Raw genomic sequence first — 13,238 nt, forward strand, 5'->3', positions numbered from 1 at the left:
GAGCGCCCTACCGCGAATCGGATCCGAGGTGATCGTAAGTTGGGTCGACGGCAATCCTGACCATCCTCTCGTCATCGGCCGCGTGATGAATTCGTCGAATCTGCCGGCGTGGCGGCTGCCGCACCAGCGGGCGCTGACGGGTATTCGCAGCCGGGAGTTGGTGGGTAATCAGGGTAACCGCGCCGGCGGCCGGAGCAACCACCTGGTATTCGACGATACGGCCAACGCGATTCAGGCGCAGTTGAGATCCGATCACGGTGCGAGCCAGCTATCGCTGGGCAGTATTACGCGCATCGAGGATTGGCAGGGCCGGAAAGAAGCGCGCGGCGAAGGCTTCGAATTGCGCACCGATGCGGTGGGGGCGATTCGCTCGGGCAAAGGGATGTTGGTCAGTACCGAGGTTCGGCCCGAGGCGCGATCGCATATCGCCGATGTCGGCGAGCCGGTGTCGCGTCTGACACGGGCGCAAACGCTGCACGATCAGCTCGGCCAACTTGCTCAACGGCACGAAGCGCAGGACCCCGGTACCGATCAGACCCAGGTGGCCGACGCGCTCAAATCGCAGGCCGAGGACATCAAGGGTTTCGGCGGCGGCGATGGAGCTTTCCCGGAGCTTGACGAACCGCACTTGCTGCTCGCAGGCGCGGCCGGTTTGGAGATGACGACGCCCGCCAGCGCTCATCTGACCAGCGGCCAGCATGTGGCCGTCACGGCCGGTGAAAACGTGTCGATTGCTGCGGGCAAATCCGTGTTCGCGAGCGTGTCGGAAAAATTCTCGCTGTTCGTGCACCGCATGGGAATGAAGCTCATTGCGGCCAGCGGCAAAATTCAGGTGCAGGCGCAGAACGATGACCTTGAATTACTTGCGAAGAAGGTCGTGGCGATTATCAGCACCACCGATTGGATCAACATTACGGCGAAACAGGGTATCCGTTTGACCGCGGGGACCAGCCAGTTGGTGATCAGCAAGGATGGCATCAAGGGCTTTACCCCTGGCGAGAACATCATGCACGCGGCAAATCACGAGACGGTGGGGCCGCAGAGCGTACCGACCGTTTTTCCGGGGCTCCCCGACAACTTCTGCGAACGCTGCTTTTTGATGGCCGCGCGCTCGGGCAGTGCGATTGTGCCTCAATAGGCGGGGATTACCGATGAACGATTTCGTGCTGCTCGATGCGGCGATTTGGCGAGACAACCCGCAGTTCGACGTGCTCGCGCGCACGCCGAATGCGGTCCCGCTCTACGCCGACCTCCCCTCTGCCGACGCGAGCCAGTTCGGGCCATGGCTGCTACAAGCCGATGCGTTCGATGCCAGCGTGCCGGGTGACGAACCGCGTGGGGTGCCATGGCGATATGGCGTGAGCCGTCTCTCGACCGATGCGAGTCTTGCCAGTCTGACCGTACACCTCGAATCGCAACGCAGCATTGCGATGGCAGAGGGCGACCGTTACTACCTTCGGTATGCCGACACGCGGGCACTTGGGGCGTTGGCGCGCGTGCTGACGCCGGAGCAGGTGGGGCAACTCAAGGGCCCAGTGGTGCAATGGCATTGTCTGGACCGCTTTGGACAGGAACAAGCGTTTGGCGCGAATGTGCCGGCCGATCCGCGTCGCCACGGTGCGATTGTCCTGTCGGACGTGCAGAGTGCTCAGTTGCTCGAGCAACAACTGGCCGGAGCATTGGCCGACGAGCTGGCTGCGGGCAGTGGCGACGTTGCCGGTGAACGCTTGCGGGCCGAGCAGTATCCGCACGTTGAAGCATCGGCGGCGTTTGTGCTGGTGCATGGTATTGAGCCGTTCGATGTGCAACGGCATGTTGCGGCGGCAGCGGTCGAGACGAATGGCGCTGTGTTGCGGGATGCGCGGTTTCTCGCGCGTGTCGAGTCGTTGCGAGCTTCCGGGCAGTGGCAAGAACTATTGGCGTGGCGTGCTGCGTAGATGATCTGAATGGACTGGGAATCAGGGACATTGGAATGACAAAACGAACCTGTCGGGCATGGCTTGTAGCGCTTGGCGTCGCGTTGATGACTGCACTGACCGCCTGCCACTCGTTTGGCAGTGAAGAGACCTTCGGCTATTCCATGGGAGGTATCGATCATCTTGCGGACAATTTGAGCGTAACGGACTTCTGGGTCAACGGTGCAGCCGGTTTTCAGGCCGGGAGTGGCAACGCCGGGGTCCCCGCTCCTTCGCTACCGGTCAAATGGCATCCGGGCCTGACCGTTCATGTCGTGTGGGACGTTAGGGATTGGCAGCACGACAAAGGCAGTACTCACGAGGCGAACGTGCCGGTCGATCCTTACCCCGAGGATGGTGGCAACCTGTGGGTACATTTCCTCGCCAACGGCTCCGTACGCGTGGTGGTATCCGACATATCTCCGCTCGCGTCCAATTACCCTGGGCCGCACGATTCAATCCCTCGGAAGCGACCATGGGATATGTATCCGCCAAGGATCGCGTACAGCGATGTGAGCGAGCAGTTTCTGGACACGAAACTCATTCACCAGCGCTGTGATGCTGAGCCGGACGCGGCGGCCTGCGTGAAGCATGCGCACGAGAAACTTCTCGACGAGGAACGCGAGGATGCTCGTCGCTATCTTCCGCGGTGTGCCCCAATGGCTGGGGAGGACTATTTGGCTTGTGACAGGCAAGCGGAGCAGAGCATGCGTGCTGCACGTTTTGCGCGCCGCTGCAAGGTGACCCCCGACTTGCCCGAATGTGCTCACGAAAGAGACCCAAAGAATATTTCCCAACGCAGTACAGGAGCACCTGACCAGTGAGCGATCAGATCAGCCTATTGCGTGCCGCTGCGCACCCGGGCAACACCGATGGCGTAACGGCGACTACTCCGACGATGAGATATCGTCCGGAAAAGTGCGAATTTCCGATCCACGTCGGCGTGTTCTTCGATGGGACCCGCAATAACCAGAAGCAACAACTGGACGGGGCATCGGCGGCGTTTGTACTGGTGCACGGTATTGAGCCGTTCGATGTGCAGCGGCATGTTGCGGCGGCAGCGGTCGAGACGAATGGCGCGGCGCTGAAGCAAGCGCGTTTTTCGGCAAAAGTCGAGTCGTTGCGAGCGCCGGGACACTGGCGGGACCTATTGGCGTGGCGTGTGGCGTAAAAGCTATGAATGGACCGGGAATCAAGGACATTGGAATGACAAAACGAACCTGTCGTGCATGGCTTGTAGCGCTTGGTTTCGCCTTGATGGCGGCTTTTAGTTCGACCGCCAACGCTTCCATGAGCGGTATCGACCATCTTCCGGACAACCTCAGCGTGACGGATTTTTGGGTCAACGGCGTGGGGGGCTTCCAGGCCGGCAAGGGCGGGCGAAGTGCTCCCGGGCCAGCATTGCCTGAAAAGTGGTATCCGGGGCTAACTGTGCATGTGGTGTGGGACGTCAGGGACTGGGAGCACGACAAGGGAACCACCCATGAAGCCGACGTGCCAGTCGACCCGTACACCGAAGACGGCGATTTGTGGGTGCATTTCCTTGCCAACGGCACGGTGCGCGTGGTGGTGTCCAACATGGGCCCGCGTTCGCCCATCTACCCCGGCCCGCACGATCCGATTCCGCAGAAGGAACCTTGGGATATGTATCCGCCGAGGATCGCGTATAGCGATGTGAGCGAGCAATTCCTGGACACGAAACTTATACACCAGCGCTGCGATACCGAGTCCGATCCGGCAACCTGCATCAAGGAAGCACATGAAAAACTCCTGGATGACGAACGCGCGGATGCTCGCCGCTACTTGCCGCGGTGCGCGAGGATAACGACAGGCCCAGCCTATGAGGCGTGTAAAAAGCAGGCGTGGCAGAGCATGTATGCCGCGCGTCTCGCACGCCGCTGCAAGGTCGCACCAGATTTACCCGAGTGCGCACCCCAAAAAGACGCGAAGAAAATTCAAGAACGCAGCACGGGAGTGCTTTACTAATGAGCGATCAGATTAGCCTGTTGCGGGCTGCTGCGCACCCGGACAACACCGATGGGGTCACGGCGACCACGCCAACGATGAGATATCGCCCAGAGAAGTGTGAGTTCCCCATCCATATCGGTCTCTTCTTCGACGGCACGCGCAACAACCAGGACTGGGCCGACCCCGCACTGGGAGGAGCAACGCAATTGGCGCGGAAGAAGGACAGCAACGTCGCGCGCTTATTCCGCGCGTATCCTGACGATCCATTGAAGGGATACTATCCGCGCTACATGCCGGGCGTCGGTACCCCCTTCCTTGAGATTGGCGAGAACGGCGCCAGCATGCTAGGGATGGGCTTTGGCGCGGGCGGCGACGCGCGAATTGTGTTCGGGCTACTGCACGTGCTGAACGCGATGCATCGTTCGATCAACAACGGCGACATACCGATGATCGAAAAGCCAACGATCCGGGCGCTATGCGCGAACGCTTGGCTACCGATGCAAACCGGCGCCGAAGGCGGATCCGACGGCCTATCGCCGGCCGATCAGCGAGCGCTGGAGAAGGTCGGCATGCAGGAAAAGGGCGGGCTGTTGACCATGAATGGTATCTCTTGCCGTACCGAATTCCTGAAGGAGCAGTTCTCGTTACTCGCACAGAAGATCAATGACACGAAACACCCGAAGCTCGTGGAGGTCTTTATCGACGTGTTCGGCTTCAGCCGCGGCGCAGCCGAGGCACGCGTGTTTTGCAATTGGCTCGACGAGTGTTTCGATGGGGACACGCTCGCTGGCGTCACGACACATATCCGCTTTCTAGGTATCTTCGATACGGTTGCCGCTGTCGGTCTAGGTCCTGCGGCGAGCCGTTGGACCAACGGCCACGAAGCGTGGGGCGAGACGAAGAACCTGCGGCTCTCACCGCGTGTGCGCCACTGCGAACACTATGTCGCAATGCACGAGCAGCGCGAGTCATTTCCGCTAGAAGACATCCAAACGCCAGGCGATGCAATGCCGCCATGCTGCCGCCAATTTCGCTTTCCCGGAATGCACTCGGACGTGGGCGGCGGCTATCTGCCCGAAGAGCAGGGAAAGAACGGTGCTGACGACGAGAACAAGCTGGCCCGTATCCCGCTGAATATGATGTATCAGGCAGCCAGAGCAGCTAAGGTACCAATCGACATGACGAATGCGACGGTCCTAGACGGCTGGGATGCGTTCGCAATGGGGGACGCTCTTCAGAAAGACTATAGTGCCTTCCTCCAAGCCAACGGCACCGGCGAGCGGGCGATCACCGACTGCCTGATCGACATTCTCGCGTGGCGCTATCTCTACCGTCACACCTACGCGACGCTGCCGTTTGTCCAAGCATCGGGAGACAAAGACAAGCACGACTTGTTGGGCGCGCACCAGATATTTATGAAGGACATCGGCGAGCTCAATGCCGCGGACGCTCCAATCGATGGCACGGCGAAAGACGCTAGTACTTCGAAACTGTCGTGGGGCCGGGTCTTCGGGCAGAACCGAGCCAAACCCGCCAGCGCGGACGTCGCGCCCGCGGAAGCGGGCATGCCGGCGAAGCGCCGCGAAGTCTTCGATCAAATTATCAAACGCAAGCCTAACGATGTCGAACTGGCGTTCTTCAGCGACTATTGCCACGATTCCTATGCAGGCTTCACGCCATTTAACGTGTCGGGTGCGATCAATTGGATGGCATCGCGAAACGCGCCGTGGGAAGGCGGCGGGTATTTGCAGTACCGGACGCGATACGCGGGCGAAAGTCGTCGATTGGCGATGCTCGAGGCATATCCGCAGGACGGGGAGACCGCTGCCGCCGCGTGACTTGTGACAGATCAATTGAAAGACGAAATCGGCCGAGGCCCGATCTGCCTTCATGACAAAACCACAGACGGCGGCGAAGTCATCGCCGCGTGCGACGATCATGCGCATCTCCGCAATCGCCCCTCGACGGTCTATATGCCCACCCTCGCGCTGGTACGCTGGTCTGCCGGGGCAACACGGTACTGGCTCAGCAACGCGATGTCTATCCGGATGACAAGCATAGAACCGGACCGTCGCGCGCATGCTGCCGCTCGACAATCCAGCCGCGGCTTATACAGTTCTATGAGACGCATCATAAGAAGCGAATGCCGTCGCGAGACCTCATTTACCATCGGAATCAACATGAATACACAAGCACGCCCCGTCTCGCTACCCAGGACGGCTGCCGCCATCGCAGCGGTTGTCGCAGCGGCACCATTTCTTTCCGGCCTCTATTTTCTGGCGAAGGCATCTTCACTGTCCCCGGATGTTCTGGCGGTGAACCTCGCCAATCTTATTGGTAGCCTGGTATTTCGAACCGGTATGGTTTTTCTGATTGTTCAATGGCATGGGGAACAGCGGGGTCAGCTTGCGTTTCGCCGCCCCGCATTGCTGCTGGCGATCTATGCGTCGTGCTTGCTCGGTTGGCAGATCGCGCAGATGTTCCTACAACAAGCGCTGATGGGAAGTTTGGGCGACAGTATCTACAGTCTGAACCTCATCGTGACAATCATCACGCCGCTGAATGCCGTCCTGTATTCGCTTGTCGCTTGGCTGACGTGGCGGTTCATTACACGCATGCGACGCAAAGATGCCTTGCCACTGGCGTCGGACGGTAACGCACGGCGGCGCATTGCCGGCCTTGCGGCTTGGCTGTTTGCTAGCGTACTACTGTCCTTTATGACGGAAGCAATACAGATGTTGCTCGACTACTTCGACGATGATCTCAAGCTCGTGATGTTGAACTACATGGGCGCGGCTGCCATTCCGACAGCCTTAGTCTTCGCGGGAGCGATGCTCGGCCTGCCTCGCGATCTCAATCGACTGTACGGCTGGCGTCTACTGGGGTCGTCGCTCGTGGCGATGGTATGCGTTTCGCTGCTGACTTATGTGGCGCTGCGGGTACTGGGGGGCAACATTCTTGCCGGGGCCGGCTTGACGTCCGGGATACTGACGGTTCTGATTCTCGCCGGAATTGGCATGGCTTACCGGATGTGCTTCCGCGTGTTCTACGTTACTGTGCGCAGGCCGATCGCTGAAACACCTCAAGGAATGCAATCGTCATGAAAGACGAAAACGGCCGAGGCGTGATCCGCCTTCACGACAAGACGACGCACGGTGGAGAAGTCATCACGGCGTGCGACGAGATCAAGGCGATGGGCATCCCCGTCGCCTTGAAAGACGACATGACGTGGTGCCCGCAATGCAAAGGAAAATTTAAGATCCTGCCGGAGAACAGCCAGCGCAATCATCATGGTAAGCCGGTCGCATATCACAACGACCCAACCGAATGCGGCGCTCGACTGATTTCATCGTTGTAGAACCGGCACGTCAGTGTCCTCTTGAGGCAGGATTTCGACAGCTTTTCTGCGGTCACGCTTCGCCGTGGACGCGGGAAGCTTCGTGCCAGTAAGCTGGTCTGCAATAGCGCGCTTTCGCCCCGGGCCTGTTGACCTTAGAGGAAAACGTGCCTGCGACGATCAGCATTGAAACGGATGCATCACTCGAATGTGCGTAGTTAAACGTGTATGGCCCATACCCACGCTGGGCACTTGTCAGGATCAGGACTATGGGGTCGTCTAGCTAAGATCCGACCTCGACAGATACGCCAAGGAGTTCGGCAAATGAGAGTGCGGACATCGTTCATTACGGCGATGGTGCTCTCGGCCTGCAGTACTACGGTACCCGCACAGCAGGCCCGAACGTCGCCAACTGACCTTGCGCAAATCGATGCGACGATAAGGCAGTTCTATGCGTTGTCGCATCGAGAGGCATCGTGTGTCTTCGGCAAGATGGATCAAGATGGTCGGCCAATCGATCCGGTAGCACGCAACCGCGAGTTCCGCGCCGATGCATATACGCGGCTTTTCAAGCCTCTCTTTTCGCATTCGTTGTTTGACGAGATGCGCGCACCGTGCGTTGGGAGCGCCAAGGCAACCGGCATGCTTGACGTCCGATTGTGGGACTCCGAGATTGACTCCGACCCGTCGAACTACGGCCGCAATGTTCGGCTAAGAATCACGCAGCCAGTGCGCGTGCTGCAAGCAGGCCCGTCGCGCGTCCGTGTGCGGGTGGACTGGGCGGAACTCCTCAAGGGCAAGTCTAGCTACTATGGCGTCGGGCGAACGGACCTCATCCTTGTAATGGAGTCGGGCAAGTGGTTGATCGACGATGCGTATGCCTTTGGGGCGGCCACAGGATCGCCGAAGCAGTTCGATATGTCGATCGAAGACTTCGACGAAATGCCGGGTATGGTTCACTTTCGTCAGGACTCAACGCAATAGCTCCCGATCTTCTTGCACCTAGACATGCGCCACTATCTGATCCTCAATGCCACCAGCTCGTAACCGAGGGCTCGAATCGGGACATCGTCGACGGCAAGCCCATTGCGCTAAAAGGCGACACCGCCACGGCACACAAACCATCGCTGAAGGCGACGAGGCGGGAATGGTCAGCGGTAGCCAAGTCGCGTTGCATGGGCATTGTGTGACGTGCGGGTGCACGTTGGTTAGTCAGGGAACAACAATTGGGGTGGTTTGACGGTAGCCATGCGCGACCGCCCGATTCGACGACACAAGTCAAGACGAATGGATACAAGAAATGAACTTGTAGCACCCAAGTCCCCAACATTCTGCCGAGGGGCGCTATATGGGCTGATCGTTTTTATAGTCTGCGCCGTTGGCATTGCAGCGCCGATCAAAGTTCTTCCATTCATCTGGACGGGCACGTGGGTGATCGCCCTGTCGAGTTACCTCGTCCGGCGGCGACACTGGCATGCGCTCGCAGGCATGCTGCTGGTGGTTGGGATTGCCCTTTCTGTCTTGCTGGGCGCCCTGTTCGTAGTCACCATACTTGTCGGCGCCGCAGCCGGCACGCGTTAAATGGCGTCTGACATGCGGCGCAAACCGTTTACTTCGGCGTGGGCACACATGTCCGGTCATAGAAGTAGGAACGGACGAATGTACAAAGGCGCTAATGACCGGCTCGCACAACCGCGGGCGGACCTCCGTAAGGGCAAGTCCAGCTACTATGGAATCGGCGGAACGGACCTGATCCTTGTGAATGAGTCGGGCAAGTGGTCGATCGGCGATGCATACGCCTTTCGAGGCGCGGTCATTCGGCGTTCGCGCGTCTGGCTCTCCCCCCAGATCGGAAAGGATAGTTATGATGCGGTACCGTAAATGCGTCAGCCTCGTGGTTGGCATTGCTTTGCTGATCTTTGGTGTGGTGGCAAGTGCCGCTGACGCTAATAATTCGGACGTTGATAATCCGATTCATAAATTGAAAATTGGCCGATTGACGATCTTCCAGAAATATACGAAATACCTCAAATTTGTATTGGCGGACGGGCGTCTCATTACGGTGTCGGATACTGCGGGCGTCTATTGGCCGCCGGTTACATCCGATCGGTGGGGGCGCTTTTACGTCGGCAATAAATCAATTGACAGCAACGGTGGCCGTGTGACGTACCACGATTCTGATCGAAAGGCCATTTTATTGGGCTCTCATTATACGGTTTCGCCCGATGATGCCAATGAGTCAGTGAAGGTTCAGCACGATGGCCGCGTTTGCAAAATTGGCATTCGAAAGCTCGGTCTGGATCCCGCCGACGGAAGTGTCAGCGAGCTTCTGCGTGGCGTAATTCGCTTCGTGGATTCTGACGGCCCACTGGTCGGTCTTGTCACGTTGGGTGGGAGCCAAGCCGGTAATACTCACTACCTTGCGATTCGCATCTCCCCCGATACGTGTCACGTTGATTCCGCTAATCTCGGCAATCCGGATCTTCTAGTAGAACTAGGTTGGACGCCCGCCGGACATTGGTGGATAACAGGCTCGACTGAGGGTACGTTGATTCGCTCAGACGATGGTAGAAAGTGGACCACGACGCGTCTGCCGGAGAGCATTTCCGAACTTGTCAGCGCGTACGTGGTTGATCGGACTCATATCTGGCTTGCTGCTAGCGATTCAAAATCCGTCAATCAAGACACTCCACAGATCGTATACTCGGAAGATGGAGGCAATACGTGGACGCCGCTGGCGTGGCACAGCAATTGGATGTCGCGCGTTCCTCCGTATTGGCTGGAAGGGCAAATGCGGTCTCGCAGCGAGGCTAGTGAGGGCAAAATTGAGGCCCAATAGAACCTAGTGATCGAATGCCCGTTAGCTTGCTGACGGCCGTTGCATGCAACGCCACAAAATGCTCGAAGACTGGCTGAACGGGGATTCTTCGAAAGAAAATGTGCGCCGATCTGGTGTCGATAATTGAGGTGCGAATAGTATGAAAAAAGCGATTGCATTCGTTTTGATCGCAACGATATGTCGGATTGCTGCTGCGGAGCAATCTCCTGTCGTTGGTTTGTGGGAGCAGGTTGTCGCGGGCGACAGGGGTGATGGCTCTCCGGTTGGTACACAACGGGTAGACATCGTATTCGTCGATAAAAAAATTACCGAGGATACCTGGTTCACCGGCTTTTTTGCAGCGGACATAAAGCCCGAGGCCTTGTGTTGCATTGACATAAAAAAGGACGATCTGATCACGTTGTCGGATCTTTTGAGGAGGTATCCGTGGGATCCGGATACCGCGGAACATCTCAAAAAAATCACGGGATGGAGATACATATACAAGGCGAACCTAGTTCAGCTGGCTGAGCAAAACGCAAGAATGCGAAAGTTGGTAAAGAATTTGAGTGCTCCCCCCGCATTGTCGCCCTATTCTGCGCCCGTGATTTCTGGAAAGATCCAAGCTGCGCAGCTTGGAAAGACGTTCAAGGTTGGCAATGCGGGGGTCGCATATTCAGTCCGGGTGTCAGAGGACAAGAGCGCCATTTCTTACAAATTCTCGATCGACGGCAAGCCGGTGACGCTAACCGAAGATATGTTTCCCGCGGAGTAAGGGTTGGACGAAGGAAAGATGACTTCCCGCGAAGTGCGGCCGACGAACACACTGCACCAGCGGCTAGCTGGCGCGCGAACGGATTGAATTCACATGAGGTACGAACTTAGCAGTGTCGATTCCGACGTGGGCCGCGACCTTGCCGCCTCACAGGACGAAGCACCTTCGGCACCTGGACAACATGCTCTGCCTGAAGGCGTTTCTCACAACCTAGCTTGTCTGAACACGCTATGGATGCTCGGCTTCTTCGATGATGCCCTTTACGAGCAAACGAAGAAGGTGTTGCCCGACTCTCCGGACTTCGAGCAAGAGGGTGAACAAACGGCGATAGGCGGTCCGGGTGCGCTGTTGCAATGGATGATCGACAAGGACCTGCTTGGGCGGGCGCAATTCGAGGCGCTTGCTGCGCGGTTCGTTCGCGAGGGTGTCGAAAGGAAGCGGAATGAAAAGGATGACTTGCATCGGATCGTCGTTGCGATGGCGGTCGATTCGGAGTTCTGCGCGAGGGTGTTTAATGCGGCAATGAGCCGAAAAAAGGCTCGGGCATATGGCCCGTATGTCGTTGCGGCAGTGATCCTGATCCTTATGTTTCTCTTGCGCTGAATGGGATGAAAAAACGGATTCTCCTAAGCTTTGCGATATCTATGTCGCTGTTATCCGGAAGTGTTTCCGCCGAAAGCGACGTATCGTTCTCGGCCAAGCCCATTCGTCCGGGTTGCGCAGTAGTCATACACAAGGCCTACCCCTCAGGCGTCGATCCGAACGTGAATGCCACCGTGTTCGACCAACAACTCGTTTGGAAATGCAACGGTGCCGAAGCCGTCCCGATAGGGACGATTGGAGCGGAGGGTAGCGGCGCCGACATCGTCACCGTCTTCTATCGGCCGAACGAAATCGTCGTCTTGGCGCGTTGGACATCCGGTTCGTCCGCAGCGGACTTCCAAGGCGATCTCTATCAAGTCGATGCGTTTCGTCTCGAACAGGCGAGCAAGCAGACGACCTTCCGCGCGGTGCCGGCCATGACCAAGGCGTTCGGCGATGGCTACGATGGCGTGCTCAATGGAAAGCGTGTGACATTTCCCTACAAAAATGCCGCGTCGATCCGCAAGCGGCTAGCGGCGCTCGGTCTGTGATGTAGTCTGCTCAATCGCTTTTGAACGACGCCAACCGCCCGCGCCGGTGAGAAACCCCAAAGCTTTAATAATCTCAACCCGCCGTTTCGCCTCGCCCCACCCGCACGATCCGCACAATTTCCGCCACTTGCCGGGCGAGCGTAGGCGGCACGCTTGCCTCCCCGCGCAACACCGTTTCGATCCACCGCGCCGTCGTTTCCGCGTCGCGGCCGGCGGGCAATTCGGGGCCGGCTTCATCGGTCGACGACCGTTCGGGCGAGACGAGCGTCTCGGCGATACCGTCATGGAGCCAATCGATCTGCACTTGTCTGCGCGTATCGGCCACGGCCTCGCCTTCGGTCCCGCGCGCGAGCAGCGCGCCGCCGGCAGCCGCTTGCGGGTGACCGAGAAAAAGCTCGGCCAGATTGTCGCGATACGAGGGGTGCGTGTAATTGACGAGGCGCAGGCCAGCCGGCTCGAACGGCTGCAGAATCTTGATGAGGGTGTGCGTCGAATTGCGCACGCCCATCACGCGCCGCAAAGCCAGCAGGCGCGCGAGCTTCGGCGCGAGCACCTCGACCGATGCGAAAGCCACTCGGCGTTCGGCCAGCGCGTTCTCGATCTCGTCGTGCGAGGTGGACGCGGCAATGCCAAGACAACCAAAAATTTCCGCGCTCGTCACGCGGCCCGGATCTTCGGTCACCCCATGCACGAGCGTGGGCACGCCCTCGCGCGCGAGCAGGAGCGCCAGCAGCGGCACGAGATTCGGCTGCTTGCGCGCGCCGTTGTAGCTCGGAATCGACACGGCCCCGCTCACGCGCAAGGGCTCGACCGACGCCTGCGCGGCCGCCAGCATCGCCGCTAGTTCATCGGCCGTCTCGCCTTTCAGGCGGTAGGCCAGCAAGACGGCCCCGAGTTCGACATCCGACACGCGCCCATCGAGCATCGCGGCGTAAAGTGCGTATGTATCCTCGGGCGAGAGGGCGCGAGCGCCGTGCGGGCCGCGCCCGATTTCCTTGATGAAGCGAGCGCACAGGAACGGTTCGGCGATAGGTTGAGTCATGGGGCGCGAAGCGGAGCGCAATGGCTCGGCAGAAAAAGGGAAAGCTCAACGAGTACCGCATTCGCGGCGATCTGGCAAGATGCCTGACGCCGATTTACCCGATGATTCCGGTTCGCGAGCGGTTTCGCTCGATCGCTTTCCGACTGAGGCACGCGGGCAATCGGGCGGTGGGGCAGCCGACGGACGGCGATATTGAGGTAGCGCTAAACT

General features: G+C 58.8%; 16 protein-coding genes. 15 read left to right on the plus strand and 1 reads right to left on the minus strand.

Going from position 1 to position 13,238, the window contains the following annotated elements:
• The 15 genes from ACTHN9_RS06905 to ACTHN9_RS06975 form a co-directional block, all read left to right on the plus strand.
• Positions 1-1,138: DUF2345 domain-containing protein (locus ACTHN9_RS06905; RefSeq protein WP_440536014.1), on the plus strand; the 1,138-nt coding region annotated here is incomplete at its 5' end.
• 13 nt (positions 1,139-1,151) lie between these two features.
• Positions 1,152-1,937, plus strand: coding sequence for a DUF4123 domain-containing protein (locus ACTHN9_RS06910; protein ID WP_440536015.1), 786 nt, complete (start codon positions 1,152-1,154; stop codon positions 1,935-1,937).
• A gap of 86 nt (positions 1,938-2,023) precedes the next feature.
• Positions 2,024-2,779, plus strand: coding sequence for a DUF3304 domain-containing protein (locus ACTHN9_RS06915; protein WP_440536016.1), 756 nt, complete (start codon positions 2,024-2,026; stop codon positions 2,777-2,779).
• Positions 2,776-3,126 (plus strand): hypothetical protein, encoded by a 351-nt coding sequence (locus ACTHN9_RS06920; RefSeq protein ID WP_440536017.1) that lies wholly within the window; start codon positions 2,776-2,778, stop codon positions 3,124-3,126. Before ACTHN9_RS06915 ends, ACTHN9_RS06920 begins: the two co-directional genes overlap by 4 nt.
• Positions 3,127-3,161: 35 nt before the next feature.
• On the plus strand, positions 3,162-3,941 hold the full coding sequence (locus tag ACTHN9_RS06925; RefSeq protein ID WP_440536018.1) for a DUF3304 domain-containing protein: 780 nt from the start codon (positions 3,162-3,164) through the stop codon (positions 3,939-3,941).
• Entirely contained in the window at positions 3,881-5,761 is a 1,881-nt protein-coding gene (locus ACTHN9_RS06930; protein WP_440536019.1) for a T6SS phospholipase effector Tle1-like catalytic domain-containing protein, read from the plus strand. The genes ACTHN9_RS06925 and ACTHN9_RS06930 overlap by 61 nt, the downstream gene beginning before the upstream one ends.
• Before the next feature lie 3 nt (positions 5,762-5,764).
• Positions 5,765-7,027: a hypothetical protein gene (locus tag ACTHN9_RS06935; RefSeq protein ID WP_440536020.1), complete on the plus strand. Its 1,263-nt coding sequence runs from the start codon at positions 5,765-5,767 to the stop codon at positions 7,025-7,027.
• Positions 7,024-7,281, plus strand: coding sequence for a PAAR domain-containing protein (locus ACTHN9_RS06940; RefSeq protein ID WP_440536021.1), 258 nt, complete (start codon positions 7,024-7,026; stop codon positions 7,279-7,281). Before ACTHN9_RS06935 ends, ACTHN9_RS06940 begins: the two co-directional genes overlap by 4 nt.
• Before the next feature lie 309 nt (positions 7,282-7,590).
• Entirely contained in the window at positions 7,591-8,244 is a 654-nt protein-coding gene (locus ACTHN9_RS06945) for a hypothetical protein (RefSeq protein ID WP_440536022.1), read from the plus strand.
• 46 nt (positions 8,245-8,290) lie between these two features.
• Positions 8,291-8,500 carry a PAAR domain-containing protein gene (locus tag ACTHN9_RS06950; RefSeq protein WP_440536023.1) on the plus strand — a complete coding sequence of 70 codons (210 nt, stop codon included), beginning with the start codon at positions 8,291-8,293 and terminating at the stop codon, positions 8,498-8,500.
• Positions 8,501-8,547: 47 nt separating this feature from the next.
• Positions 8,548-8,841, plus strand: a complete 294-nt coding sequence (locus ACTHN9_RS06955; protein WP_440536024.1) for a hypothetical protein — start codon at positions 8,548-8,550, stop codon at positions 8,839-8,841.
• Between the two features lie 283 nt (positions 8,842-9,124).
• A complete protein-coding gene (locus tag ACTHN9_RS06960) occupies positions 9,125-10,099 on the plus strand; it encodes a WD40/YVTN/BNR-like repeat-containing protein (RefSeq protein WP_440536025.1) in 975 nt (324 codons plus the stop codon).
• Between the two features lie 139 nt (positions 10,100-10,238).
• Positions 10,239-10,853: a hypothetical protein gene (locus ACTHN9_RS06965; protein WP_440536026.1), complete on the plus strand. Its 615-nt coding sequence runs from the start codon at positions 10,239-10,241 to the stop codon at positions 10,851-10,853.
• Positions 10,854-10,946: 93 nt separating this feature from the next.
• Positions 10,947-11,456 carry a hypothetical protein gene (locus ACTHN9_RS06970; protein ID WP_440536027.1) on the plus strand — a complete coding sequence of 170 codons (510 nt, stop codon included), beginning with the start codon at positions 10,947-10,949 and terminating at the stop codon, positions 11,454-11,456.
• A gap of 161 nt (positions 11,457-11,617) precedes the next feature.
• Positions 11,618-11,986 (plus strand): hypothetical protein, encoded by a 369-nt coding sequence (locus ACTHN9_RS06975; protein ID WP_440536028.1) that lies wholly within the window; start codon positions 11,618-11,620, stop codon positions 11,984-11,986.
• Between the two features lie 73 nt (positions 11,987-12,059).
• Here the strand turns inward: ACTHN9_RS06975 and ybiB are convergent, their stop codons facing one another.
• A complete protein-coding gene (ybiB, locus tag ACTHN9_RS06980; protein ID WP_440536029.1) occupies positions 12,060-13,028 on the minus strand; it encodes a DNA-binding protein YbiB in 969 nt (322 codons plus the stop codon).
• Between the last annotated feature and the right edge of the window lie 210 nt (positions 13,029-13,238).

The organism is Trinickia sp. (genome assembly GCF_051953405.1).
Lineage (GTDB): Bacteria > Pseudomonadota > Gammaproteobacteria > Burkholderiales > Burkholderiaceae > Trinickia.